Genomic DNA, 25,362 nt, shown 5'->3' with positions numbered 1-25,362 from the left:
CAGCTTCGGCAGCTTCGGCAGCTTCGGCAGCTTCGGCAGCTTCGGCAGCTTCGGCAGCTTCGGCAGCTTCGGCAGCTTCGGCAGCTGCACCCGACGCGCCCGCAGCCACCGCCGAAGGCACCCCGCCCCCGGCACCGCGCGGCGGCTTCTTCCTGCCCGACGCGCGCACCAATCCCGACCACATCCGCTACGCACTGAAGACGACCGCCGCGGCGATCTTCTGCTACCTGCTGTATTCGCAGCTCGACTGGTCGGGCATCCACACGTGCGTCGTCACCTGCTACATCGTGTCGCTCGGCTCGACGGCCGAGACGGTCGAGAAGCTCACGCTGCGGATCCTCGGCTGCATCGTCGGCGCACTGCTCGGCACGGCGGCACTCGTGTTCGTCGTGCCGTCGCTGTCGTCGGTCGGCCACCTGATGGCCCTGGTGTTTGCCGGCGGGTGGCTCGCCGCGTGGGTCGCATTCGGCTCGCCACGCATCGCGTATGCCGGCTTCCAGATCGCATTCGCGTTTTTCCTGTGCGTGATCCAGGGCGCCGGCCCCGGCTTCGACCTGACGATCGCGCGCGATCGCACGATCGGCATCCTGCTCGGCAACGTCGTCGTGTATCTCGTGTTCACGCGCATCTGGCCCGTCAGCATCGGCAAGCAGATCGACGTCGGGCTCGCGGCGCTGATCGACCAGTGGCGGCGCCTCGTGCAGGTCGCGCAGCCGGCCGAGCGGCGCGCGCTCGCGGCCGAAGCGTTCGCCCGCCACGGCGCGATTACGCAGGAGCTCGGGCTGGTCCACTACGAACCGTCGTGGGTGCGGCCGGCCGCCACGTGGCTGGCCACGCGGCGGCGCGCGCTCGCCGAACTCGGCGCGCTCGAGGGGCCGCTGTTCCTGCTCGCCGAACGCAAGCCCGGCGACGCGGCGATCGGCGCGCAGCTCGCCCGCGTGACCGAACCGCGCGGCGACGAAGCCGCTCTCCACCCGGATTCGCCCGCGACGCCGGCCACTCCGCCGGGCACCGCCCCCACCGACCCCGCGCGCGACGCGCTGCTGAACCTGATCGACACGCGGCTCGCGCACATCGCCGACGCCGCCCGTCAAGCCACACCGAAGGAGCCTGCCCCCCATGCGCCTACCTGAACCGCCGGCCGCGTCGATCGCCGCCGCCGCCCTCGCGACCGCCGTCGCGCTGGCCGGCTGCGCGACGTCGTCGATCGATCTGGCGCCGGAGGCGTCCGATCGCCCATGGCAGCCGCAAACGTCAGCTGCGGGCGACATCGTGCCGGGCCCGCCGCGCGCGTCCGCGCAAGGTTCGCACGACTACACGCTGCCGGCATCGCCGGCGCTCGCGTCGGTCTCGCCGCCCGCCGCGCTCGATACCGCGCATGCGTACACGCTGCCCGAGTTGATCGATCTCGCCGAATCGGCGAACCCGCTGACCCGCATCGCATGGAACGACGCGCGCAACGCGGCGCTCGCGGTCGGCCTGGCCAAGACCGCCTACCTGCCGAAGCTGTCCGCGACGGCCATGGGCGGGTACCAGGCCAACCACGGCACGACGTCGTCGATCCTCGGCGACTCGTCGAGCAACTCCACCGTGCACGGCACCATCTCGGCACTGTCGCTGCAATGGCTGCTGTTCGATTTCGGCGGCCGCGCGGCGCGCGTCGAAGCGGCCGAACAGGCGTCGATCGCGTCGAACGTCGCGTTCACGGCCGTGCACCAGCAGGTGATCCACGACGTGACCGTCGCGTACTACCGCTACGAAGCCGCGCGCTCGCGCGCCCTCAGCGCGCAGCAGGGCCTCGCGAACGCGGACGCGATCCTCGCCGCCTCCCGCGCGCGGCTCAAGCACGGCGTCGGCACGGTCGTCGAGCTCGCGCAGGCAACGCAGAACCGCGCGCAGGCCAACCTCGCGCTCGTGCAGGCAAACGGCACGGAGAGCGACAGCTACCTCGCCCTCGTCTCCGCGCTCGGCATCTCGCCGCTGTCGAAGCCGACCATCGCCGCGCTGCCGAAACGGCCACTGCCGCCCGCACTCGGCTCGTCGGTCGACGCGATCGTGTCGGATGCGATTGCGCGCCGCCCCGACCTGCAGGGCGCATTCGCGCTTGAAAGGGCCAATCGCGCGAAGATCAAGGCGGCGGAAGCCGCGTTCATGCCGAAGATCTTCCTGTCCGCGTCGACGTCGTACGCGAGCGGCGGCACGTCCATCTCCGCGCTGCCCGCGATCGGCGACCAGGCGCCGACCGTCAACCTGAACGGCAGCCGCTACGGCGGCGGCGTGTTCCTCGGCGTGACGATTCCGCTGTACGACGGCGGCCTGCGCTCGGCCGTGCTGATGCAGGCGCGCAACGATGCGGAAAGCGCCTCCGCGCGGCTCACCCGGACCAAGGAGGAAGCCGTCCGTCAGGTCGTCGCCGCGCAAAACGCGGTGCAGACGAGCCTTGCGTCCCACGACGCCGCGAAGGCGCTCGTCGATGCCGCGCAGACGAGCTACGACGCGGCGCTGACCGCGTACCGGAGCGGCGTCGGTTCGGTCACCGATGCGACGATCGCGCAAAGCCAGCTGCTCGCGGCCCGCAACGCGGAGGTCGACAGCTATGCCGGCGCGCTGTCCGCTGCTGCCGCGCTCGCGCTTGCGACGGGGACGATCGGCTCGGCGCAGTAGCGCAACCGCCGCGAGGCGGTTGACGCATGCACGCGCCGCCCACTAGAATGCCGCCCATTCTTCCTTCAGGAACCATCGTGGACAGTTGCAGCACTCCGTTGCGTGCGCCGCTTGCCGCCTGAACGCCTGTCCGACGCAGTTCTCCTGCCCCGGCTCGCGTTCCGCGAGCCGCACGCCTACCGTTTCACACTGAATGACGCATTCGCGCGGTACAGTACCGCGCGATGACGGCTATCTTCGCGTCGCCTTCGGCATTGCGCCGCAGCGACGCGAAACGGCACGCGCTCCTTGCACGGCAGGACAACCATGACTTTCGATTTCGCACTTCGTCTTTTCACCGCGTTCGCCTGCGGCGTCGCCATCGGCATCGAACGCCAGATGCGCCAGCGCACGGCCGGTCTGCGCACGATCACGCTCGTCGCGAGCGGCGCGTGCCTGTTCGTCACGCTCGGCGTGCTGACCGGCAACGGTGTCGCGGGCGTCACGCAGATCGCCGCGTACGTCGTGTCGGGCGTCGGCTTCCTCGGCGGCGGCGTGATCATGCGCGACAAGGGCTCGATCCAGGGCATCAACACCGCCGCGACGCTGTGGTGCTCGGCCGCCGTCGGCGTGCTGTCCGGTTCCGGTCATTATGTGCCGGCGCTCGCCGGCACCGGCGTCGTGCTGCTGACCAACACGCTGTTGCGCAGCGTCAGCCAGGCGATCAACGCGACACCCGTGTCGAACGCCGATCTCGTGCGCGAATACCAGATCACCGTGATCTGCCTGGCCTCCGACGAAGTGCACATCCGCACGCTGCTGTCGAACGCGATGTATGCGAAGCCGCTGTCGTTCCAGAGTCTCACGAGCGAGGACGTGCCCGACCAGCCGGACCGGTTGAAGGTGACCGCGACACTGAAGCTGCATCCGAAGGATCAGCAGAAGCTCGAGCAGATCGCGAGCCGGATGAGCATGGAGAAGAGCATTTCCAGCGTGAGCTGGACCGCGAAGGAAGCGGAGCCGATGATGGAGTGAGCGGCCTGGCGGCAGTCGCATCGCGCGCTGCCGCCGCCGTCACGCTCGGTCAGGGGGTCTCGATCAGCCCGGCCGAGATTGCCTTGACGACTGCCTGGACCTTGTTCGTCGCGCCCAGCTTCTCGAGGATGTTGTTGACGTGAAAGTTGACCGTCCGCTCCGAGATGCTGAGGATCTGGCCGATTTCGCACGCGGTCTTGCCCTCGGCCGTCCAGCACAACACTTCGCGCTCGCGCGCGGTCAGCGTGACGCCCGCCGCCGGCGACAGCTTCGGCACCATGAAGCGGCTCATCAGCGAATGCGACAGGTTCGCTAGCCAGTTCGTCTGCAGCGTCAGCATGTTGATCTCGGCCGGCGTCAGCCGGTCGGCATGGCGGGCGATGCTCAGCAGGCCGAACGCACCGCGGGCCGCCCAGCTCGACTGCGCGACGCCCACCGACAACCCGAAATCACGCGCGTCCTGCCACAGCGGGCACGGGTCGATCCGGTCGACGTCCGGCCAGACGATCATGTTGGTGCTGAGCGCGCCGTCGCGAACCGTCGAGTCGATCTCGATGTAGTTCTGCGCCTGGTAATGCGCCATCCAGCCGTCCGGATAGGTATTGAAGATAGCGACCGCCGGCTTCGAAACGGGCAGCGGAACGCGAATGCCGTAACAGCAGTATTCGAATCCCAGCCGTTTGGAATAGGCGGCGATCCGCTGGAAGAGCTGCTGCTCGTCTTCCGCGGCGCTGAATTGTTGATAGGCATCCTGCCAGCGCAGTTCCATTCATTCTCCGACAACGTCACGCTGTCATACTTGTCAGGTTCCAGCACCCTTTCGAGGCTGATACATTCCGCGCATGACTTCACCTTTGCTGCACCCGGTCTCCGGCCCGTCCCCGGATGGTTATGTACGCCTGTCAGAAGGCGCACTGGCCGTGCTTGCGCTCGACCATGTCGCAAGCGGCCTCGACGCATCGCTGCTTGCGGAATTGCGCGACAGCGCAATTGACGCACGCCTCGCCGGCTATACCGAATGGCATCGCCCGGCCAGTGCCGGCGTCGCGTACGTGACGGTCGGCTGGGACTGGTATCTCGAACGCGCGACGGGCACGTTCGTGATCGCGGGCGGCGACGTCCGCAGCAACGTGATGGCCGTCGACACCACGGGCGCCGACATCGGCATGTTCCGCACAGCCGCCGCGCTCGCCGCGCGGCTCGCGTGCATCGACTGGCCCGCTGCGGTCGCATCGGCCCTGCTCGGGCACAACGACGCCTATCATGCCGGTCCGACGCTCCAGTGACAACTGGCCGCGCACTAATTCCTCTGACGATTTCGGCGATGCTGGCGCTCTTTATAAGCAAAAGCGGCACGATTTTCAATCCCGTTGATCAAGAAACCGTTACCACGTCCTAAACGGCCTCTTTCTACCGTCACCCTGTAAGAGTTACCAGTTACAGCCCCCTCGTGCTGCGCGATGTAATGCACGCATACAAAAGCACAGATCCGAGGACACCATGCGGACCTTCGTTCACGAAGAAGGGCGGTTGCCACACGAACTTGCAGCGGATCTCGGGCGCTACCGGCGCCGCGTGTTCGTCGAGCAGCTTGGTTGGGCGCTCCCGTCGGCGAACGAAAGCTTCGAGCGCGACCAGTTCGATCGCGACGATACCGTGTACGTGTTCGCGCGGAACGCCGGCGGCGACATGTGCGGATGTGCGCGCCTGCTGCCGACGACGCGCCCGTATCTGCTGAAGTCGCTGTTCGCCGACCTGATCGCCGAAGACATGCCGCCGCCGCAATCGGCCGCCGTCTGGGAGCTGTCCCGGTTCGCGGCAACCGACGACGAAGGCGGGCCGGGCAATGCCGAATGGGCCGTGCGCCCGATGCTCGCAGCCGTGGTCGAATGCGCGGCGCAGCTTGGCGCGCGGCAGTTGATCGGCGTGACGTTCGCGAGCATGGAGCGGCTGTTCCGCCGGATCGGCATACACGCGCACCGCGCAGGCCCGCCGAAGCAGGTAGACGGACGTCTGGTGGTCGCGTGCTGGATCGACATCGATCCGCAAACGTTTGCCGCACTAGGAATCGAGCCGGGGCAGGCCGCCCGGCAAGCCATCGCCGCCTGAGCCGGAACGCGCGTTTCTGGCCGGGCGGCATCGTAACGAAGGAGAATCAACGTGGACCAGTCTCAGGTCTTTCGCGCGATGATGCCCGGGTTGACGAGCGCCGATGGCGCCCGCATCGCGGTCGCCTACCCGTCGTTTCCCCGGCCGTTGCCGCTCGTGCGGCTCGACCGTCGCGGGCTCGTGTTCCGTGCCGCCGGCGCCGCGCCGCTCGTCTGCGGGCTGCCGCGTCCGGCGACGCTGCTGGTCGCGGACGAGCCGCTCTGCTCGCTGCGCCTCGTGATCCGCGACATCGCGCCGGCCGGCGAAGGCCGGCATGACCTGACGATGCAGCCGTCCGGCGCCGCCGGCGACGAATTGCTGTGGCATGCGTTGCGCGACCGCGAGCCCTACCGCCGGATTCAGCAGCCGCTCGCACCCGTCGACACATCCATCGCCGCTGACAGCGAACCGCGTGCATCGGCCGGCGAAGCCGGGTCGCGCCCGTCGCGCAGCGCGGCCTTCCGGCTGCCGTGCCACAGCGACGCACTGTTCTTTGCCGACTGGCTCGAATATCACTTCGACGAACTGCGTGCGCTGTCGCAACAGCACGGGCCGCAACTGCAGCTCAACCAGCTCGAGCGGCAGGTCGCCGACGACGAGGTCGGCGTACGCTTCGTCTACGACATCGATGGCCATGCAACGCGGCACGCGCTGACCGACTGCGCGCGCGAGGCCTGTGCCTGGATCGAGACTGAAATGCGCGACAAGTACGCGCTGCCTGTCGCGCAGGAACGGTTCAGCGCGTTTGCGGCCCATGCGCGGGCTGGCGGCATGTGACTGCCGCGCAACAGGAAGTTGCATCGATACAACTAGGGCTTGCCATGCCTCGGGTTTTCCCTTAAATTTACGTCTGTCTCCTCCATGTCTCCAAACATGGATTCAGCCCGCTCAACGTAGCGGGCTTTTTCTTGCCTGCTCGAATTACGGGGACAGATCTCTCCCCGCCCCGCCTAACCCGCCGCACCCGCACCAGTCGGCCACAGCCAGTAGTGGTGCGCCGCAAATATCAGCGCGACCGCCACGATCACGACCAGCAGCAGGTACAACCAGCCCTTTCTGGTTGTTGGCAGGTCCGCCAGCGCACTCGCGTCGCCCGTCAGGACCATCAACACAGCCATGCCGAGTCCGAGCAGCACCATCGTCCCCTTGGCCACCCATCCAAAAGCAACCTCCAGCACGCCCGCCCATCGCGGCTGTCGATAAGGGCCGGCAACCGGCCGACGGAGATCCGGCTTACTCATTCGCGCCCTCTCGTCCGGGATATGCCCCTCTGCCCATCGATCGACAGGCTGAGGCGAAAGCAGCACGTCGAGGGTTGTCCTGACACGCACCGGCTACAACGGGGTGCGCGCATTTGATCGGAAGCGTCATGTTTTTCTTTCGTGAAACGAGGTTCGACGGTTTGATTCGTTTGGCCGAAACGAGCCCAGATCGTTCGATACGATGGGCCCGCGCCGAAACGCGCTCCGTTCGTCACACGCAATCCGGATCGGCCGGCTTATCATTGACCGGCCCGCCACTCGCCCCCGAGGCCATCTTGCACGCCCATCTGCGCATTGCCCGCCCGGTCAGCAACCTTACCCGAACCGAGCGCATGTACCGCGACGCCCTCGACTTGTCCGTTCTTGCACGTTTTGAAGATCACGACGGCTTTTCCGGCGTGATGCTCGGGCGCGACGGCCTCGACTATCACTTCGAATTCACGCACTGCCCCGACCATCCGATCGCGCCGTCGCCGACGCCCGAAGACCTGATCGTGTTCTACCTGCCCGATCGGCCGGAATGGGAAGCTGCCTGCGCGCGCGCCACGGAACATGGCTTCATGCCGGTGACGTCGTTCAATCCGTACTGGGAGATCTCCGGCCAGACCTTCGAGGATGCCGACGGCTACCGGATCGTGCTGCAGAACGGCACATGGCGCTGACAGGCGAACACGCGTGAGCCGTTACGCGCCGGCCAGCCCGGCGGCGCGGGCGGCATACACGACGTGCCGGCGCAGCGCGTGCCCTTCCGGCAGCGCTGGATGGTCGAAATCGCGTGCAGGCAGACGCTGCATGCCGAGCCGCTGCATCACGTGCTGCGATCGCAGGTTGGTGTCGGCCGTCCACGCGTAGATCTCGCCGAGCCCGATCCGGTCGAACCCGTCGGCCAGCGCGGCGGCGGCCGCTTCGGCGACGTAGCCCTGCCCCCAGGCGTGGCGCGCCTGCCGCCACACGATCTCGACGCACGGCGCCATTGGATGCGATGCACGCGCTTCGTGCGACAGGCCGCACACCCCGATCAACATCGCGTCGGCACGGCGCTCGACCGCCCACGGGCCGAAACCGTGTGCATCGACATGCGCGTCGAAGCGCGCGATGACGTCACTCGCCTCGTCAACGGACATCGGACCGCGCGCGAGCCACGCGGTCACATCCGGATCCGCATGCATCGCTGAAAGCGCGCCCGCATCCGCCGGCCGCCAGCGACGCAGCGTCAGACGGTCGGTTTCGATCTTCGACGGTGTGGCCATGGGGGAGGCGGATCGTTCGGGCGGCGTAACGCAAGTGCCGTCACAGACCCGAAAGCGGAACGGATGAAAGGGGAATCGAGATCGCCGCTTCTGCCGGCGCCGACCCAGGGAGCAGTTATCGAGCCGATACAGACGACCCCTCAGGGGGCGGCGCGCCCGACGCGCGGCCTGCATGGGTGATCTTTGCGAACTGGCCTTGAAGCCCTAGACGCACGACCAGAATCACCACAGCACCGCACACTATGCCGGCGAGCACGTCGGCGAGATAGTGGCCGCCGACCGTGATGGTCGACGCGATCATGATCACGTTCAGTACGATCACGGCTGGAAGTACGAGCCGAATGTTGCGCATGCTGTAGACCAGAAACATCGCCATCATCGTATGGAACGATGGCATCGAAACCAGCCCTTGCACTTCCAACGGATTTATTGACTTCATCGCACCGCCTCGAAGCAATACAAAATCGCGAACCGACCCATCGGCGGCTGGCCCGCTTATACCGTAATGGAGAAATGCGCTTGATGCCGGAAACGGAATCGAGATGAGCATAACCAGCAGCAACGATGCAACAATAATCGCCATCAATTCGGCGAGTTCATCAATTCTCCGCATGATCGCCAGCACGAACGACAACGCGACTAGCTGAGTATATGCACTGAAATATGCGTTTCTGAGTGCGGCCGCCAACATCGGGTGCCCGGAAACCCACAGGTACACTTTCATCCACTCAAACCCGAATACAGCATCGAATTTTATCAACTCGCCTTCGATCGCCGGGAGGTCCAGCGCGGTTCCCAGATAAGAAACGATCGAAATAGCTTGCCCCCAAAAATAGACCGAAATGAGGAAGAAAATGGCGATGGCCAGCTCCCTGCATCGCAATATTTTTGTCGCGGCGCTATATCTCGGCACGCAAGACAGAAGCACCAATGCAGCAGTGGAAATCAGGGAAATCCAGATTCTCGGCGAAATTGACGAAAACGGCCAACCTCTTGTGATTGAGAAACCAGCGACTCGCGCCCAGATAATATCGATCACGATTACCACGATGATCGTCAACCAAACCGCCCCGAAAATAACTAAGCTTCTATTTCTCATTGTTGTTGGCCAGACTTTCTTGTATTCGTGAAGGCAGTCTAGCAGCAACTCATAACAGCGCAACGCAAATCAAACAGGGATCTGAATGATACGCTGCGTCACGTTGCATCCGTCTTCGTACAGGCGCTCCCTGGTCGCAACCGGCACGCGTCGATCGAATGAACTCGCGTTGCCGGTCGACACACGCACGATAGTCGCACCGTTCAGGCTGTCGAGCGCGACGTGCGTCGCTTCGCGCGTCGCCAGCATCAGGTCGATGATGCGCGGCACGCTCGCCCGCTTTTGCTCCCATTCGGAAATGGCAGATGGAAAGCCCATCGCGGGTCACTCGCCGAGCTTCACGTGGCGCATTCGATTGTCGGTGGGGGATTTGTAACGGTAGATCCAGGGCCGACGACTTTCGCTCGCCTGGCAGCAAAGCCCGGGAAACCCGTCAAAGGTCATGTGTCAGCCCGCGGGCAGCTGGCTTGCGGTGCGTACTTCGAATCTCATCGACGGTCGGTGCAGGTTTTTGTTAGGGGCCAAACCGCAACCTAGCTTCTCGGTCTGACGCATCGAAATGCTACGCCAGAGTGCCAAGTGTTCGCCTGTTTCGGCAAGTGCAGATAAGGCATCTGACAAACGCAATTTTCGGCTCAAACCCTTTACCAGAAAGGCTTAGATGTGTGAGAGCCAGATAGAGTAAGGGGCTCCGCAGAGCCCCTTGTTTCCGTTACTCGTTTTCCTCGAAGTAATGCCCGAACTTCGTCTGCTTCGTGCGGATATAACGCTCGTTTTCCTCGCGCACGGGCACCGCAAGCGCCACGCGCTCGCAGACGGGAATGCCGTGCTTCGCGAGCGTGTCGAACTTCGCCGGGTTGTTGCTCATCAGCCGCACCGATGTCACGCCGAGGATCCGGAGGATCGCGGCGGCCGAGTCGTATTCGCGGGCGTCGTCGGGCAGGCCGAGGTCGAGGTTCGCCTCGACGGTGTCACGCCCCTGCTCCTGCAGCGCGTACGCACGGATCTTGTTGCTCAGGCCGATCCCGCGCCCTTCATGGCCGCGCAGATACAGCAGCACGCCGCGGTCTTCGGCCGCGATGTAGCGCAACGCGAGATCGAGCTGCTCGCCGCAGTCGCAGCGGTACGAGCCGAACACGTCACCGGTCAGGCATTCGGAATGCAGCCGCGTCAGCACGGACTGCTCGCCGGCGACGTCGCCCATCACGAGCGCGAGATGTTCGGCATCGCTGCCGGATACGCGGAAAGCGTACGACGTGAACGTACCGTAGCGTGTGGGCAGCGACGCCGTGGCGACGAGCGTCACGCACTCGTCGGCCTGGCCATTGCCCTGCGTGGGCGATTGGGGACGCGAAGACATCATGAATTCAATCGAAACGTTCAGGAATGTAGGAGTTGTGTGGATAGTGCGTGACGGGAGTTTACCGCTAATCTGGAATCGTCACGCGACTGCCGCCACCTGCGCAGCTATACTGGGCCCGTCGGGTGACACGCATCTCACCCTGCCTGCCCAGCATCGACCTGCACACGGAGAAAGCGAATGAGCACGACTGTCGCGCAACTTCTCAAGGCCAAGCCGGATTCGGGCCGCACCATCTACACCGTCAAGAAGACCGATCTCGTCTACGAAGCCATCAAGCTGATGGCTGAAAAAGGCATCGGCGCGTTGCTGGTGATGGACGGCGACGACATCGCAGGCATCGTCACCGAGCGCGACTACGCGCGCAAGGTCGTCCTGCAGGACCGCTCGTCGAAGGCCACCCGCGTCGAGGAAATCATGACGGCGAAGGTGCGCTACGTCGAACCGTCGCAATCCACCGACGAGTGCATGGCACTGATGACCGAGCACCGGATGCGCCACCTGCCCGTCCTCGACGGCGGCAAGCTGGTCGGCCTCATCTCGATCGGCGACCTCGTCAAAAGCGTGATTGCCGATCAACAGTTCACGATCAGCCAGCTCGAACACTATATCCACGGCACGCCCGCAGTCACGTCCGCCTGACCCGCCCCAGCAAAAAAGGCCCAAACGCGCGAGCGTCTGGGCGGAAAGCCGCCGGAATGCGGCGACGGAGGTTCTGCTCCTGCGGGCGAATGACGCGCGCAACTGGCGCGCGTCTCGTCGATTAGGCGGTGCGCTCGGGCAGACCCGGGGACGTTCAGTTGCCGAAGTAGACCGAATTCACGGGATTCGGTGCTTCGCGCGTCATGCGACGGCCGGCTTGGCCGGCACCCGTCGCCACGGCACCGTAGCCGCTCGTGTCAGCGTGCGCGAGCATCGGCTGGTTCGGTTGAATGCGTTGTTCGGCGGCCTGGATGTTGTCCGGATACTGCGAATCGCTCGCCAGCGGCTTGTAGCCGTTCTGTTCGAGTTGCACGAGCTCGGCCTTGACCTGGTCGCGGGTCAGCCCCTGCTCGGCCTGTGCAAACGATGCGATCGGGGCGGCAAGGACGGATGCGGCGATAGCTGCGTAGATGACCGACTTCATGATTTACCTCCGGTATATGTTCTCTTATGGCGTCGCCTCGGCAGGACTGTCTGAAGCGAATGAATCCAGTGTAGTTCTCGCCCACCCGAGGGGAAACCCTTAGTTTGAACATACAGCGTTGCGATTTTGGCAAAAATCGCCGACATATCCCGAACGATATCGTTGCAACTTGCTTCACCTGCACAACAATCGCTGACGAAATGCCGACAGCCAAATCACATATGCCGAAGGTTGTGTTGTAGAATCGTAAGGTTATATTCGCCAGTCGATCTTCCATCCACCATGTACGCGCTCACGCCCCTTTCGGTTTCGCCGTCCGGCCCCGCCGGCGTGCGCGCGCGCGCCGGTCATCCGGCGCATCCCCTCGCTCGACGCACGGCCCAGGCGCCGCTCGCCCCTGCCCGGCGCCTGATCTGACGGCTCGGCCTCCTCCCGGAGCCAGGTCAGACAGGCTCCGGGCGATCCTCATAGGCACGCCCTGCCTGCCCCTGCCGATCATTTGGAGAACTGCCATGAAACAACGCCTTTACCAGTTGACCGAACTCGACGTTGCTCGCCTCGAGAAGCACGCCGAACACAACCCGCGCTTCCAGACGATGCTCGATACGCTGCTCGAGCGCGCCGACATCGTCCAGCCCGATGCCATCAAGGCGAACGTCGTCACGATGAACTCGCAGATCACGCTGCTCGACGAAGCGACCCAGGAACAAGCCACCTGGACGATTGTTTATCCGGACGCCGCCAATCTCGAGCTCGGCCGCCTGAACGTCTTCTCGCCCGTCGGCATGGCCCTGCTGGGCACCCAGCGCGGCCAGATGGTCAAGGTGATGCAGCCGAGCGGCGCCGAAAAGCTGATGAAGGTCGCCGCGATCGTGTTCCAGCCGGAAGCCAACGGCGAATACACGCGCTGACACCATCCGTCGCCGTAACGGCGCACAACGAAAAAAGCGAGGCACAGGCCTCGCTTTTTTGCGTCCGGGCGATGTGAATCGTCGACATCGCATTCCGCAGACGAAAAAAAAGGCGCCCGAAGGCGCCTTTTTCGATGCTGCGAAGCGGGTTACCCCGCCGTCACGCTTAGAAGCGGTGACGCAGACCAACCGTTGCTGCGGTTTGGTTGATCGACGAGCTCGGAGCCGTCGAGTTGTCGCCGTTGTAGATCGACGTGCCGATCACGTTACCCTTCGCGCCGCGCTGGTACACAGCTTGTGCGTACACGTCGGTGCGCTTCGACAGAGCGTAGTCAGCTTGCACGCCGAACTGGTTCCAGTGCGAGCTGCCACCGCCAACCTTCGTGTTCGTGTACGTGTACGCTGCGCCCAGGCCGAGAGCCGGCGTCAGGTTGTACTTTGCGTTGACTTCGTAGTTGTCCGTGCGGAATGCACCAGCTTGACCCGGGACGTTGTCGATACGCGATTGCGTCCAAGCAGCACCGACTTGCGCCGGGCCGAATGCGTAGCCAGCGCCAGCACCGTACGTGCGGATGCGACCTTGCGAAGCAATGTTCGTCGCGCCGTTCGCGTTGGTACCGTCACCCAGGTTAGCTTGCGAGTACGCTGCACCCAGCTTCAGGCCTTGGAACTGGTACGCTGCACCAGCGCTGTATGCGCGGTTGTTGCCGAAGTTCTGGTTGTTCGAGAACGAGTACGTGCCGCCGAATTGCAGGCCAGCGTAGTTAGCGCTCGTGTACTTGATCGAGTTGTTCAGCGCGACGTCGCCGTTCGTGCTCAGGCGATCGTTGTTACCCGGGTGCGCGAAGTACGTGCCGCCCCACGTGCCCGTTGCCGTCAGCGGCGCCAGGAAGTCTTGCGTTGCGTCGTACTGCTTGCCCAGCGTGACCGTGCCGTACTGGCTCGACAGGCCGACAAATGCTTGACGGTTGAACATGCCGCCGTTGTTGCCCAGCTTGCCGTTACCGATGCCGAAGCCGCTTTCCAACGTGAAGATTGCCTTCAGGCCGCCACCGAGGTCTTCCGAACCACGCAGGCCGAAACGGCTTTGGTCGATACCCGAGCCCATCGACCACAGCGACTTGCTGGCGACGTTGCTTTGGTAGGTGATGCCTGCATCCAGCACGCCGTACAGCGTGACGCTGCTTTGTGCGTGAGCGACGGTAGCAAACGATGCTGCAGCTGCTGCAACGATCAGAGTCTTGTTCATTCGTGGAGCTCCCTTCTAAAAAGAGGCAGGTCTCGCGACCTTGTTCATAAACGGTCTGCAACCGCCCGGGAGCGCCATCGATCCTGCTGGCCGCGCCCGGATAGTTGCCCGTTTGGGAACCGTGAGTTTAGGGGTGTACCCTAGGGGAGCGATCCGCAAATAAAGAAATAAGCTTTTCCAGAACTAGAAATAATGAAAGTGGGGCCGCGTTATAAGTATTTGTTTTGACGTTTGTTTTTGACTTCTTGACGGGGCCTTTTTGGAGGCTCTCATCGCACCATTCTTTCATGTCATCGTCTTGACGGTTGCATAGAAACAACAAACGGATTCGACGCGACACCCCGGAATCGGCAAATTTTACCCGATTCGGTCTCGAATTTCAGGCTCCGGGCACCTAAAACGCATCCGTCAGCCAGTAAACAGGGCGCGACGCTCGCGCAGCGGGTCACCTCCACCCGTCAGCCGCACATGCAGAAAGACCGGCCTCCACCTGCCGACGGTTCGCCCGCCCGCCGTGACACACGGTAACAGCCTTAACGGCTCGCGTAACCCGGCCGGCGGACTGGCAGGCTAATGTAAGGCAGCCTCGAATACAGAACAGGACACGCCATGAATCGACGCTCGTTGTTACGCGCCATCGGATTGACCGCTGCCTTCGTCAGCACCGGCGGCTGGCTGCGTGCGGCCTCGGCCCAGCCCGCGCCGCCCGCTTACCGGCCGTCCGGCCCGAACCGCGTGCCCGGCGGGCCGCCGTATGGGGACCGCCCGGGCTTCGCGCCGCCGGCCGCCAGGTACGACCGCCGCCCGCCGCCGCCACGCCCGCACGGCTATATATGGACGGACGGCTACTGGCGCTGGCAGCGTGGCCGCTATATATGGGTGTCGGGCCGGTGGGTCGCACGGCGCCCCGGGCATCGATGGGTGCCCGGCTACTGGCGTCGCCAGGGGCAGGTGTGGATTTACGTCGACGGTACGTGGCGATAGGCAGCCAACCGGCGCCTGCCGATGGCAGTCCCGGAGCCGGGCGGTGCGAGCGAACCCGCACCGCGCCGCCCCGGCATCATGATGCCCGGCGGGCACCTCCGCGAATCCTGCCCCACCCCGCCCCGACGCCGGCGCCCAAACCGGCGTCGAGGCGTCCGGTCACGCGACTTCGACCGTCGACACGCTCGCCAATCTACGGCGCACCATCCCGCCTCGACCGGCTCCTGCCGCACCTGCGTTGCGCCATGCAGCAGAAGACCGCCGTTTCGGTCACCCCGCGCGTCCCCTTGAAAGCAGAGCACCACCAACACATTGCCGCACTCGGGACGAATGGAACACATCGCAGCATTGGCCCCCGCTCACCGCAACGAGATCATTCGGATAACGAAATCATGCAATGGCGAAGCCCATGGAGTCATGCCATGCCTCGTCGCATCGCACCCGATTCCCAGCACAACGTCCATCGGCAGAGCCGTGCGTGCGTCCCGCTCAGCGCCCACCGCCCTCCAGCCCCCGTGCACGACGTCGCGCCGCGCAGATCGCGCGATGATGTTCGTCGGCCCACCGGATCATCGCCTGCATCGGCGTCAGGAACGAACGGCCGAGGTCGGTCAGCGCATATTCGACACGCGGCGGCACTTCGGCGAACAGCGTGCGACTGACGAAGCCGTCCTGCTCGAGTCGCTTCAGCGTGCGCGACAGCATCTGGTTCGACACATCGCCGATCGAGCGGCCGAGTTCGTTGAAACGCATCGTCCCGCCGGACAGCGCCTCGAGCACGAGCAGGCTCCACTGGTCGCCGATGCGGTCGAGCACATCGCGGATCGGGCACGGCTGATCGAGTTCGACGGGTTCGTCGGTGGGCGGGAACGACATGGCTGGATTCTCTTTCAAGGGCAATGTGCGGTCAGCGCGGCGTGACCTGTTCACACCGCGCTGACTTCTTGTGACGGGTTCGCGGCAACTGTACCATTCGATCGGCCCGGCAGCCGCGCGGATTCGCCAGTTCAACGAAGCATGACGACGACGAACGGCCTCGCCCGATCTGTATCGTGACGATCCGGACCGGGCGGTGAATCCCTGGCGTCGGCAACGCAGGTGTACTCGCAACCATGCCCCGTCGCCCGCCGATCGCCACGGCAGGCTCGACCAGCCGTCGCGCATCGCGCGCCAACCCACGCTTCGTCAAACAAGGAACCCGCTACATGTCATCGCTCCGCTCCCCCGTTCGCGCCGTCGCCGCGCTCGTCCTGCTGGCCGCGTCGACGGCCGCGCTGGCCGCCGGCCCGGCCACGCGCGACCTGGCCGCCGAGGAAACCAACCGCCAGCTCGTGCTGACGTTCTACGACCGCTTCTTCAACAAGCACGAAGCGGTCGAGGCCGCCGCCGTCGTCGCGGACGACTACAAACAGCACAACCCGCACGTGCCGGACGGCAAGAAGCCGTTCGTGTCGTACTTCGTCGGCGCCTTCCAGAAGAACCCGGCTTCGCGCGCGCGCATCGTGCGCAGCGCAACCGACGGCGACCTCGTCTACCTGCACGTGCATGCAACCGAGCGCCCGGGCGATCGCGGCGAAGCCGTCGTCGACATCTTCCGCGTGAAGGAAGGCAAGATCGTCGAACACTGGGACGTGATCCAGCCGGTACCCGAGAAGTCCGCGAACGCGAACACGATGTTCTGACGCGCGGGGCCGGTATGCGGTGCGCAACGAGGCGTGCCGCCCGTCGACGGATGCTCGGCCGCCCGCCGGGCAAGCACGCCTGCCCCACGCCGGCGAAGTCCCCTACAATCGAGCTTCGCCGCCGCGCCGGCCTCCGTCCCGCCTGACCGCACCGCCAGCCGCCGCGCCGCCGGCGCGCCGTCGCCAAGCGAAGCACGGCCGGCACGGGCGGCCGTTCGCGAAGACGGTGTCAACGATGAGCCCCGCCCAACTATCCCTGAGCAATGCCGGCGACCTGGTCGCCAGCCTCGGCAGTCCGCAGTTTCCCGCCCGGCTTTGGGCGTGGCTGCGCGAAACCGTCGATCCGCAGTCCCATTACAGCGTCGCGACGCGCTACCGTCGCGATGCGCCGTCGCAGTCGGTCGACAGCGTCGACGTGCTGTTCTTTGCGGGCGGCGACGATCCGGACGGCACGCGCCACGCGCTCGACCTGTATACCCAGGGCGACTGGCGCACCGACACGCTGCTCCCGCATATCGAGCGCGCCACCGATTCGCAGCTCGTGTTCTCGTGCAACGAGGACATCGATACGGCAACCGAATACGGCCGCCATTTCGCGCTCGGCGAACTCGGCGAAGACTGCACGCTGCTCGGCAGCGAGCGCGACTACGTCTATGCGTTCTCGCTGTTCCGCCGGCGCGGCCAGCCGTCCTATACGCTGGCCGAACTGGCGCTGCTGCGGCAGCTCGGCGATTTCGTGCTGCCGCTCCTGATCCAGCATGCGCGGCTCGCACGCCTGACGCCGCGCTCGGACGACGGCGCGCTGCTGCAGCGGTTCGAGCAGCGCCTGTCGGCCAGCGGCGCGGCGCTGTCGCAGCGCGAACGGCTCGTGTGCCGCGCGGTGCTGCAAGGCCAGCCCGTCCCGCAGATCGCCGACACGCTGGCGCTCAAGCCCAGCAGCGTGCGCACCTATCTCGGGCGCGCGCTCGCGAAGCTCGGCGTCGCGAACCGGGCCGGGCTGTTCGCGTGGTGCGTGACCGAAGAAGAACCGCCGGAGGACCGCGGTCAATAGATGGCACCTCGACCTCGCTGCAATCCCACGCGCCCCCCGCCCGCTTTGTCGCGCGTTGTCCTCAAAACGATGACAGACAGCCGGCCGCCCCGCTCCTAGTATCTGACTCACCCGACGACAGGAACGCGTCGGATCTCACGGAGACACGGCATGCCGAATACCGGATGGACGCCGGCCCGCACGGCCGCGCGCGCGTCGCCCATCGATCCGCCGGTTCAGACCCGGTGGCGCGATCGGCATGACGCTCCGGCCGCGGCCGGCCTTCACCACGACGCATCGCCGCGCCTGCCGCGCGGCACCGGCACCTAGCCGCCCCGCATCTCATTCCAACCCGACCGGGTTCACGCGACCGGACGAGCCACACGGCCCGCCCGCCGGACACGTGCGCCCGTCGATTCGCCCCCATCCGGAGGAGACACATGCAACACGCCGACACCGTCTATCTGAACGGCCTGCTTTACACGGGCGACGCACAGCGCCGCTTCGCGCAGGCGCTCGCCACCCTAGACGGCAAGATCGTCGCCGTCGGCCGCGACGACGACATCCGCCCGCTGGCCGGCCCCGCGACGCGCACCGTCGACCTGGCCGGCCGGCTGATGCTGCCGGGCCTCATCGACGGCCACGTGCACCCGCTCGAAGGCCACCAGATCCTCGGCGACTTCGACCTGTCCGGCATCAACGATCCCGACACGATCCTGCAGCGCATCCGCGCATGTGCCGATGCAACACCGAACGAGCCGTGGGTCTATCTCGGCGGCGCCAACCTGGCCGCATTCGGTGCATATCCGACCCGCGAACTGCTCGACCGGATCGTGCCCGACCGGCCGCTGCTCGTGGTCGGCTTCGACGTGCACAGCGGCTGCCTCAACACGAAGGGCCTCGAAGCGGCCGGCATCCACGCGGACACGCCCGACCCGGCCGGCGGCGTCTACGAGCGCGATGCGTCCGGCGCGCCGAATGGTGTCGTGCACGAAGCGGCGTTCTATCGCGTGTGCCCGATCATTCCGCAACTGAGCCCGGCCGGCTACCCGAAGTCGCTCGCGAAAGCGCACGCGATGGCACACGGTTTCGGCATCACCGGCTGGTTCGACGCGCGCGTCGAGGAAGCCGAACTCAAGGCCTACGCCGACGCGCAGCGCGCGGGCACACTGAAGGTGTACATGAGCGCGGGCCTCTATGCGAACCCGCGCCGCGATCCGCGCGAGCAGATCGAGCGCTTCGCCAGATGGCGTCGCGAATACGAATGCGACAACCTGCGCCTGCATACGGTGAAGATCTTCGTCGACGGCGTGCCCGAATCGAAAACCGCCGCGCTGCTCGAGCCGTACGCCGGCACCGACGACTGCGGCCTCGCGCTGTGGAGCCAGGACGCGCTGAACGAGATCTGCCTGCTCGCCGATACGGCCGGCTTCGACCTGCACTTCCACACGCTCGCCGACCGCGCGGTGCGCATGACGCTGGACGCACTCGAATATGTCCAGATCCGTAACGGCATGCGCGACCGGCGCGCGCAGCTCGCGCACCTGCAGATTGTCGATCCGGCCGACATGAGCCGCTTCAACCGGCTCGGCGCGATCGCCAGCGTGCAGACACTGTGGACGGCCGCGCGCGAGGAACAGCAGCAGCTCTATCGCGACCTGCTCGGCGCGGAACGCACTGCGCGCAACTATCCGTTCCGCAGCCTGCGCAACGCGGGCGCGCTGCTCGCGGCCGGCTCCGACTGGTCGGTCAGCACGATGGACCCGATGCAGATCATCCAGACGGGCGTCACGCACCTGCTGATCGACCAGCCCGACAGCCCGCCGTGGAATCCGCACGAACGCCTCGACCTGCTCACGATGCTCGAAGCCTATACGGTGAACACCGCGTATGCACTGCGCTTCGACGACTGCACGGGTTCGCTCGAAGCGGGCAAGGACGCGAGCTTCGCGATCCTCGACCGCAATCCGTTCGCGCACCCGGTCGAGACGTTCGCGCAAACCCGCGTGATCGAGACGTGCTTCCGCGGCGAAGTCGTGTACGCCGCGCCGGGCTGGGCCGACTGAAGCACGCACCCGGCAGCCGTCAGGCGACGGCCAGCGCCAGCACCTGCTCGGTCGTCAGCACGTCGCCGAATGTGTCCGACAGCGCGGCCAGCGTCGCGCGATGGAGGTCGCGGTGCGATACCGTGCCGCCATCCGCGATGTCGAGGTCGCGCGTCGCACAGGCGTCGTCGACGACGATCACCGCGTAGCCGAGCGGCACCGCATCGCGTGCCGCGCCGGCAACGCACGCATGCGTCATCAGGCCCGTGACGATCAGCGTGTCGATGCCGGCCGCCTTCAGGCGCGCATCGATGTCCGTCGTCGGAAACACGCTCACCGACGTCTTTTTCACCACCGTGTGATGCGGCGCCGGCTGCAGGTCCGCATGAAAGCGGAAGCCGTCGCTGCCATCGGCGAAGATCGGGCCGTCGGCCGCATCGACGTGCTGGACGTGAAACACCGGAATGCCCGCGCGATCGGCGAACGCGATCACACGCTGCGCATTGCCCAGCGCACGCGATCCCTCCGGAATCGGCAGGCGGCCGCTGAAGTATTCATTCTGGAAATCGATCACCAGCAGCGCGGTGCGGGCGGCGGCGATCGACGTCGGCGCGGTCGCGCCCGCCAGGGTACGGATGGTCGGATGTTGCATGGGTCGCTCTCTCGGTTGGCATGTCGAAGGAACGGCGCGCCGGGCCAGCCGGCGCCGCCGGACGCGGCCCGGACACTCCCGGGACGCGAGGCGCCAGTGTCGGGCCGCACGCGCTGACGCGACAGCGGCGCGCGGGACAACGTCCGACAGATTCGGGCCAACGTGCAAATCGGCTATGACAGCGCAGCCGTTCGCGCGCCGGGCTGCGTGCGGCCATACGCGACCATCAAAGCGAAGCTGAGCAGGAAGCCCGCGCCGCCGATCAGCAGCAGGCCGATCTCGCCGAACACCGGCAGCAGGTTCGTGAGCGCGCCCGTGACGACCCACGCGACAGCCATCACCGAACCGGCCACGCCGAGCGCCCAGCCTTGCCGGTCCTCGCTGACCGCGTCGGAGAACGCCGTATACATCGTCGTGTACGCGACCATGTCGAAGCAGCCGACGACCATCGCGAGCACCCACAGCACGGGCTCGTGCGGGAACAGCGCGGACAGGACCTGGCCAATGCCCGCGACGAGCAGGCCCGTCTTCGCGATGTCGACCACGCGCCACATGCGCAGCATCAGCCGCACGACGAACAGCAGCCCGAACACGAAGCAGAGGCCGATCACGCCGCTGAACAACCCGAGCCGCGCGCTCGTGTAGCCGAATTTCGCCTGCAGCAGCAGCATGATGGTCTGCAGGTAGAGTCCGTAGCCGACCTGCATCAGGAAGAACACCACCGACAGGAACGCGACGTTGCGCTGGCGCGCGGCTTCCCCGATGATCCGCAGCGGCAGCAGCGGATCGATGCGGGTGTCGCCGCGCGGCGCGGCCGAGTCGCGATACGACGCCCAGGTCCACGACGCGCAGACCAGCGACAGCGCGGCGACCAACACGAACGGCGTGCCGTAGTCGAACAGCGGCGAAATCGTGCGATCGGACGTCACGCCGCCGAGCACGGGGCCGACAATCACGCCCGCGCTGAACGCGAGCGACATGATGCTCATGTTGTACGCCTTGTTCTCCGGCGTGCTCAGGTCGGTGATCGCTGCCTGCGCGATGCCCTGGCAGCCGGCCATCAGCCCGGTGAGCCCGCGGCCGGCCAGCAGCAGCGCGACGCTCGCGTGCCATGCGCCGGCCGCCATCATCGCGTAGCCGGCCGCCAGGCCGAGCACGCACAGCAGCAGGATCCTGCGGCGGCCGTAGCGATCGGACAGGTCGCCCATCAGCGACGAGCCGAAGAACATGCACAACGGGTAGATCCCGTAGCCGAGACCGAGGTAGAAATTGCGCGCGTGCGCACCGGCGTCGGCCGGCAGGATGCCCGCATGCGGATCGCTGAAGATCGCGGACATCATCGGATAGACGAGCCCGAATCCCATCGCGTCGATCGCGATGGCGAGCAAGCAGGGGCCGAGCAGCTTGTAGTCGAGCCGGGACATGGCGACCTTCCGGACAGAGTGGATGATCGCCCAAGCGTAACGACCGGGCGGCGGCCGCGGTAGGCCGCCGCCCGCGATGCTAAGTATCGGCTGCGCCAATACCCTGCCTGCCGCCGGCGCCGATGGCTCGCCGGCGCGGGCGTCGGGCCACGGCTGCTACTTGGCGCTCAACGGCTCGCCCTGAAACTGCCGGCGCGCGAGCACGCAGGGCGCGCCGTCGTGCATGAACACGCTCGCGAGCAGCCCGAACGATGCCGCGAACAGCACGTACCACGCGGGGGCGACAGGCGACCCGCTCGCGTGCGTCAGCCACGTGACGATGAACGGCGCGAAGCCGCCGAACACCATCACCGCGATGTTGTAAGCGAGCGCGATGCCGGTCGAGCGAGAACGCGTCGCGAACTGCTCGGCAAGCGTGGTCGGCGCGGGCCCGTAGCAGATGCCGATGATCGTGCAGATCACGAGCTGCATCACGAGCAGGCGCCCGATGCCCGGCGCCGCGGCCAGCCACGTGAACAGCGGATACGTGACCGTCAGCAGCGCCAGCGTGCCGGCGATCAGCACGGGCCGCCGGCCGATGCGGTCGGACACGAGCGCCGCGAACGGGATCGTCACCGTCAGCAGCGCAACCGCCGCCATCTGCACCTTGAAGACCTGGTCGAGCGGCAGCCCGAAGGTCTTGTGCACGAATGTCGGCATGTTGACGAGCATCACGTAGAACACGGCCGTGCCGGTGATCGTCTGCCCCATCGACACCAGCACGCCGCGCAGGTTGTCGCGCAGCACGCGTGACACGCTCGCCGGCGGCTCGACGGTCGACTTGCTCGCGTCGAGGAACGCCTCGGTCTCCTCCATGTGCCGGCGGATCCACAGGCCGACCGGCCCGATCAGCAGCCCGAGCGCGAACGGCACGCGCCAGCCCCAGCTATGCAGTGCCGCATCCGACAGCGACTGCGTGGCCCACGCGCCCATCGCGGCGCCCGAGAACACCGCGAGGCACTGGCCGATCAGTTGCCACGATCCATACAGCCCGCGCCGATTCTCTGGCGCACTTTCCACGAGGAAGGCGGTCGCGCTCGCGTATTCGCCGCCGGTCGCGAAGCCCTGCAGCAGCCGCGCGACGACGATCAGGACCGGCGCCGCCGGGCCGATCGCCGCGTACGACGGCGCGAACGTGATCAGCGCGATCGACAGCGTCATCAGGAAGATGATGAGCTGCATCGCAGCCTTGCGGCCCTTGCGGTCCGCATAGAGCCCGAGCAGGATGCCGCCCACCGGGCGCATGAAGAAGCCGACGCCGAAGGTCGCGAGCGACATCAGCAGCGACGCGTACTGGCTCTCGGCGGGAAAGAACAGCCGCGCGATGATGCCGGAGAAGAAACCGTAAACGATGAAGTCGTACCACTCGAGGGTGTTGCCGACGACAGCGGCAACCACCTGCCGATGCCGCGAGTTCCGACGTGAGTCGCGCATGCTTTTCTCCTGCAGTCTCATGGCGCCGCGCCGCATGCGTGCCGCGTTTCGTGGCGGGCATGGGCGAATCGGCGGTTCGGATCACCGGCCGGTGCGGGACTGGCACGCACCGTCGAAACCTCTCGGCCGTGCGCACGACCAGCGCGAAACGATCATAGGGACGCCAAAAACCCGCATCAATTAATGCCCGCGGCGGATGATTAGCCGGAGATTAAATGTTTCCCCGCCGGGCTCCACCGCGCGAAAACCCCGGAAATTCGCGCATTGTTGCAGCCCCGGTTCTGCGGCAGAATCGTTGGCCGCCCTTCCCGCCGTCCGCACCATGCGCAACCGCATCAACGAAGAGATCACGTTCCGCAAGCTCGAGGTGCTGCTCGCCTTCATGGAAGCCGGCAGCCTCGCGAAGGCTGCCGAGGCGCTGGGCGTCAGCACGGTCAGCGTGCACCGTGCGCTGCACACGCTCGAGGAAGGGATGCACTGCGCGCTGTTCCGCCACGAGGGGCGCAACCTGATTCCGACCGACGCCGCGCAGGTGCTCGCCGAAGTCGCGGGCGAAGTACTGAAGACGATGACGGACGGGATCCGCTCGACGCGCGAGGCGGCCGGCTACGGCGCCGGCCAGTTGAAGATCGGTTCGCTCTACTCGCTGACGATCCGCACCGTCCCCGAAGTCGTGATCGCGCTGAAGGAGCGTCGTCCCGAGCTGCAGGCCGAACTCGTGCTCGGCTCGAACGCCGACCTGCTCGACAAACTGCGGCAAGGCGCGATCGACGCGACGCTGATGGCGCTGCCCGAACCGGACGCCGAGATCGAATCGATCGCGCTGTTCGAGGACGAGATGTTCTTCGCCGCGCCGATCGATTCGCCGTACGCGCGGCGCGACGCCATCGATCTCGGCACGTGCGGCGACGCACCGTTCGTGTCGCTCGGCGAAGGCTTCGCGACCCATCACGGCTTCACGGAAGCATTTCGCACGGCCGGCGTCACGCCGAACGTCGTGATGCGGGTGGGCGACATCTTCTCGCTGATCAACCTCGTGTCGGGCGGCATCGGCTGCTCGCTGCTGCCCGGCCGCGTACGCGACCTGTTCGCGCACAAGATCGCACTCGTGCCGCTCGCCGGGCCGACGATCCGCCAGACGATCGGCCTGAGTTTCCTGCACCGGCGCGAGCGCGATCCGAACCTGCTTGCACTCGCGACCGTGTGCCGGCTGACGGTCAAGGGGCCGCACGCGCGGTAACGCGCGGATCGCCCGGCAACACCCCCTCTCCGCTCCGCTTCGCTTTCGCGCATCGTCGCGGCGTCGCGGCGTCGCGCGACCACCCGCCTCGTCAGGACGAGAAACGCACGCACTCATCCGTTTGGACGGCACGCCGCGCGCGCTTTGTTGCGATCATGGCCGTCATTCATTGCGCGGCACGCACACGTGCGTCCGCCACGGAGACGCCATGAACGACCCTGTCCTCGGCCCCATCGACCAGATCGGCTACGTGGTCGCCGATCTCGACCGCAGCATCGCACGCTGGCGCGAACGCCACGACGTGGGCCCGTGGACCGTGTTCCGCAACGTGCGCCTCGACGGCCATCATCTCGGCGAACCGGTGACGGTCACGATGGACGTCGGGCTCGCGTATCGCGGCGATCTGCAGATCGAACTGATTCACGTGACGAACGACACGCCGTCGCCGTACCGCGATGCGCCTGGGCAGCCGCTCGTCGGGCTGCATCACGTCGCGTGGGTCGTCGACGATCTCGATGCCGCACTCGCACGGCTCACATCCCGTGGCCTGCGTGTCGTGTTCGAAGCACGCAACCCGGCCACGCGCGTCGCGTATCTCGACGACGCCGACGATCCCGGCGTGCGCGTCGAAGTGATCGAAGGCGCCGGCATGCGCGACATGATCGCGCACGGCATCGCCGAAGCCCGCGCATGGGACGGCACCGATCCGGTTCGCATCATCGACGCGGCGGCCGCGGCCGCGTAAGCGG

At 66.1% G+C, this 25,362-nt stretch carries 27 protein-coding genes; 15 read left to right on the top strand and 12 right to left on the bottom strand.

Features of this window, described 5'->3' with window-relative positions:
- The 3 genes from BDI24065_RS09835 to BDI24065_RS09825 all read left to right on the top strand — a co-directional run.
- On the top strand, positions 1-1,133 hold a 1,133-nt coding region (locus BDI24065_RS09835), incomplete at its 5' end, for an FUSC family protein (protein ID WP_175031069.1).
- The gene (locus BDI24065_RS09830; protein ID WP_175031068.1) at positions 1,120-2,664 is read left to right on the top strand and encodes a TolC family protein; all 1,545 of its coding nucleotides are present in this window, start codon (positions 1,120-1,122) and stop codon (positions 2,662-2,664) included. The genes BDI24065_RS09835 and BDI24065_RS09830, both read left to right, overlap by 14 nt.
- Before the next feature lie 306 nt (positions 2,665-2,970).
- Positions 2,971-3,678 carry an MgtC/SapB family protein gene (locus BDI24065_RS09825; protein ID WP_174911619.1) on the top strand — a complete coding sequence of 236 codons (708 nt, stop codon included), beginning with the start codon at positions 2,971-2,973 and terminating at the stop codon, positions 3,676-3,678.
- A gap of 49 nt (positions 3,679-3,727) precedes the next feature.
- On the opposite strand, the gene BDI24065_RS09820 is transcribed toward BDI24065_RS09825, so the two are convergent.
- Complete coding sequence (locus BDI24065_RS09820; protein ID WP_011547409.1) at positions 3,728-4,447, bottom strand: autoinducer binding domain-containing protein; 720 nt, start codon at positions 4,445-4,447, stop codon at positions 3,728-3,730.
- 73 nt (positions 4,448-4,520) lie between these two features.
- Between BDI24065_RS09820 and BDI24065_RS09815 the strand changes: the two genes are divergently transcribed.
- The 3 genes from BDI24065_RS09815 (at position 4,521) to BDI24065_RS09805 (ending at position 6,603) form a co-directional block, all read left to right on the top strand.
- Complete coding sequence (locus BDI24065_RS09815) at positions 4,521-4,964, top strand: DUF4902 domain-containing protein (RefSeq protein ID WP_175031067.1); 444 nt, start codon at positions 4,521-4,523, stop codon at positions 4,962-4,964.
- A gap of 214 nt (positions 4,965-5,178) precedes the next feature.
- Positions 5,179-5,787, top strand: a complete 609-nt coding sequence (locus tag BDI24065_RS09810) for an acyl-homoserine-lactone synthase (RefSeq protein WP_060313052.1) — start codon at positions 5,179-5,181, stop codon at positions 5,785-5,787.
- A 51-nt stretch (positions 5,788-5,838) separates the two neighbouring features.
- The gene (locus BDI24065_RS09805) at positions 5,839-6,603 is read left to right on the top strand and encodes a hypothetical protein (RefSeq protein WP_175031066.1); all 765 of its coding nucleotides are present in this window, start codon (positions 5,839-5,841) and stop codon (positions 6,601-6,603) included.
- 173 nt (positions 6,604-6,776) lie between these two features.
- Here BDI24065_RS09805 and BDI24065_RS09800 read toward each other — a convergent pair whose 3' ends face one another.
- Positions 6,777-7,067: a hypothetical protein gene (locus tag BDI24065_RS09800; RefSeq protein WP_175031065.1), complete on the bottom strand. Its 291-nt coding sequence runs from the start codon at positions 7,065-7,067 to the stop codon at positions 6,777-6,779.
- 296 nt (positions 7,068-7,363) lie between these two features.
- On the opposite strand from BDI24065_RS09800, the gene BDI24065_RS09795 reads away from it, so the two are divergent.
- Positions 7,364-7,750: a VOC family protein gene (locus BDI24065_RS09795; RefSeq protein ID WP_175031081.1), complete on the top strand. Its 387-nt coding sequence runs from the start codon at positions 7,364-7,366 to the stop codon at positions 7,748-7,750.
- A 21-nt stretch (positions 7,751-7,771) separates the two neighbouring features.
- On the opposite strand, the gene BDI24065_RS09790 is transcribed toward BDI24065_RS09795, so the two are convergent.
- From BDI24065_RS09790 to ribA, 4 genes are all read right to left on the bottom strand, one after another.
- Positions 7,772-8,338, bottom strand: a complete 567-nt coding sequence (locus tag BDI24065_RS09790) for a GNAT family N-acetyltransferase (RefSeq protein ID WP_175031064.1) — start codon at positions 8,336-8,338, stop codon at positions 7,772-7,774.
- Between the two features lie 115 nt (positions 8,339-8,453).
- A complete protein-coding gene (locus BDI24065_RS09785; protein ID WP_175031063.1) occupies positions 8,454-9,398 on the bottom strand; it encodes a phosphatase PAP2 family protein in 945 nt (314 codons plus the stop codon).
- A 108-nt stretch (positions 9,399-9,506) separates the two neighbouring features.
- Positions 9,507-9,755, bottom strand: coding sequence for a hypothetical protein (locus BDI24065_RS09780; RefSeq protein ID WP_175031062.1), 249 nt, complete (start codon positions 9,753-9,755; stop codon positions 9,507-9,509).
- 394 nt (positions 9,756-10,149) lie between these two features.
- Complete coding sequence (gene ribA, locus BDI24065_RS09775; protein ID WP_175031061.1) at positions 10,150-10,800, bottom strand: GTP cyclohydrolase II; 651 nt, start codon at positions 10,798-10,800, stop codon at positions 10,150-10,152.
- Positions 10,801-10,977: 177 nt separating this feature from the next.
- Here ribA and BDI24065_RS09770 point away from each other — a divergent pair, with 177 nt between their 5' ends.
- Entirely contained in the window at positions 10,978-11,439 is a 462-nt protein-coding gene (locus BDI24065_RS09770; RefSeq protein ID WP_175031060.1) for a CBS domain-containing protein, read from the top strand.
- A 154-nt stretch (positions 11,440-11,593) separates the two neighbouring features.
- Here the strand turns inward: BDI24065_RS09770 and BDI24065_RS09765 are convergent, their stop codons facing one another.
- Entirely contained in the window at positions 11,594-11,923 is a 330-nt protein-coding gene (locus tag BDI24065_RS09765; RefSeq protein ID WP_175031059.1) for a DUF4148 domain-containing protein, read from the bottom strand.
- Positions 11,924-12,435: 512 nt separating this feature from the next.
- On the opposite strand from BDI24065_RS09765, the gene BDI24065_RS09760 reads away from it, so the two are divergent.
- Positions 12,436-12,834, top strand: coding sequence for a GreA/GreB family elongation factor (locus BDI24065_RS09760; RefSeq protein ID WP_006486027.1), 399 nt, complete (start codon positions 12,436-12,438; stop codon positions 12,832-12,834).
- A gap of 166 nt (positions 12,835-13,000) precedes the next feature.
- Here the strand turns inward: BDI24065_RS09760 and BDI24065_RS09755 are convergent, their stop codons facing one another.
- Positions 13,001-14,083, bottom strand: a complete 1,083-nt coding sequence (locus BDI24065_RS09755; protein ID WP_175031058.1) for a porin — start codon at positions 14,081-14,083, stop codon at positions 13,001-13,003.
- Between the two features lie 609 nt (positions 14,084-14,692).
- On the opposite strand from BDI24065_RS09755, the gene BDI24065_RS09750 reads away from it, so the two are divergent.
- A complete protein-coding gene (locus BDI24065_RS09750) occupies positions 14,693-15,067 on the top strand; it encodes a YXWGXW repeat-containing protein (protein ID WP_175031057.1) in 375 nt (124 codons plus the stop codon).
- 489 nt (positions 15,068-15,556) lie between these two features.
- On the opposite strand, the gene BDI24065_RS09745 is transcribed toward BDI24065_RS09750, so the two are convergent.
- A complete protein-coding gene (locus BDI24065_RS09745; RefSeq protein WP_175031056.1) occupies positions 15,557-15,943 on the bottom strand; it encodes a winged helix-turn-helix transcriptional regulator in 387 nt (128 codons plus the stop codon).
- Between the two features lie 329 nt (positions 15,944-16,272).
- Between BDI24065_RS09745 and BDI24065_RS09740 the strand changes: the two genes are divergently transcribed.
- The 3 genes from BDI24065_RS09740 to BDI24065_RS09730 all read left to right on the top strand — a co-directional run bounded on the left by BDI24065_RS09740 (position 16,273) and on the right by BDI24065_RS09730 (position 19,845).
- On the top strand, positions 16,273-16,749 hold the full coding sequence (locus BDI24065_RS09740; RefSeq protein ID WP_175031055.1) for a nuclear transport factor 2 family protein: 477 nt from the start codon (positions 16,273-16,275) through the stop codon (positions 16,747-16,749).
- Positions 16,750-16,984: 235 nt separating this feature from the next.
- Positions 16,985-17,800, top strand: coding sequence for a helix-turn-helix transcriptional regulator (locus BDI24065_RS09735; protein WP_254609720.1), 816 nt, complete (start codon positions 16,985-16,987; stop codon positions 17,798-17,800).
- Between the two features lie 419 nt (positions 17,801-18,219).
- Positions 18,220-19,845 (top strand): amidohydrolase, encoded by a 1,626-nt coding sequence (locus BDI24065_RS09730; protein ID WP_175031054.1) that lies wholly within the window; start codon positions 18,220-18,222, stop codon positions 19,843-19,845.
- A gap of 19 nt (positions 19,846-19,864) precedes the next feature.
- Here the strand turns inward: BDI24065_RS09730 and BDI24065_RS09725 are convergent, their stop codons facing one another.
- The 3 genes from BDI24065_RS09725 to BDI24065_RS09715 all read right to left on the bottom strand — a co-directional run bounded on the left by BDI24065_RS09725 (position 19,865) and on the right by BDI24065_RS09715 (position 23,373).
- Complete coding sequence (locus BDI24065_RS09725) at positions 19,865-20,476, bottom strand: cysteine hydrolase family protein (protein ID WP_175031053.1); 612 nt, start codon at positions 20,474-20,476, stop codon at positions 19,865-19,867.
- 173 nt (positions 20,477-20,649) lie between these two features.
- A complete protein-coding gene (locus tag BDI24065_RS09720) occupies positions 20,650-21,900 on the bottom strand; it encodes an MFS transporter (protein ID WP_175031052.1) in 1,251 nt (416 codons plus the stop codon).
- Between the two features lie 156 nt (positions 21,901-22,056).
- The gene (locus BDI24065_RS09715; RefSeq protein WP_175031051.1) at positions 22,057-23,373 is read right to left on the bottom strand and encodes an MFS transporter; all 1,317 of its coding nucleotides are present in this window, start codon (positions 23,371-23,373) and stop codon (positions 22,057-22,059) included.
- 322 nt (positions 23,374-23,695) lie between these two features.
- Between BDI24065_RS09715 and BDI24065_RS09710 the strand changes: the two genes are divergently transcribed.
- Together BDI24065_RS09710 and BDI24065_RS09705 are read left to right on the top strand one after the other, a co-directional pair.
- Positions 23,696-24,613 carry a LysR family transcriptional regulator gene (locus BDI24065_RS09710; RefSeq protein WP_175031050.1) on the top strand — a complete coding sequence of 306 codons (918 nt, stop codon included), beginning with the start codon at positions 23,696-23,698 and terminating at the stop codon, positions 24,611-24,613.
- A 208-nt stretch (positions 24,614-24,821) separates the two neighbouring features.
- Positions 24,822-25,358 carry a VOC family protein gene (locus BDI24065_RS09705; RefSeq protein WP_175031049.1) on the top strand — a complete coding sequence of 179 codons (537 nt, stop codon included), beginning with the start codon at positions 24,822-24,824 and terminating at the stop codon, positions 25,356-25,358.
- The last annotated feature ends 4 nt before the right edge of the window (positions 25,359-25,362 follow it).

This window comes from Burkholderia lata (assembly GCF_902499025.1).
Lineage (GTDB): Bacteria > Pseudomonadota > Gammaproteobacteria > Burkholderiales > Burkholderiaceae > Burkholderia > Burkholderia lata_C.
Note: the sequence above shows the minus strand (reverse complement) of the source record. Positions and strands in the feature narration are given on the sequence as shown.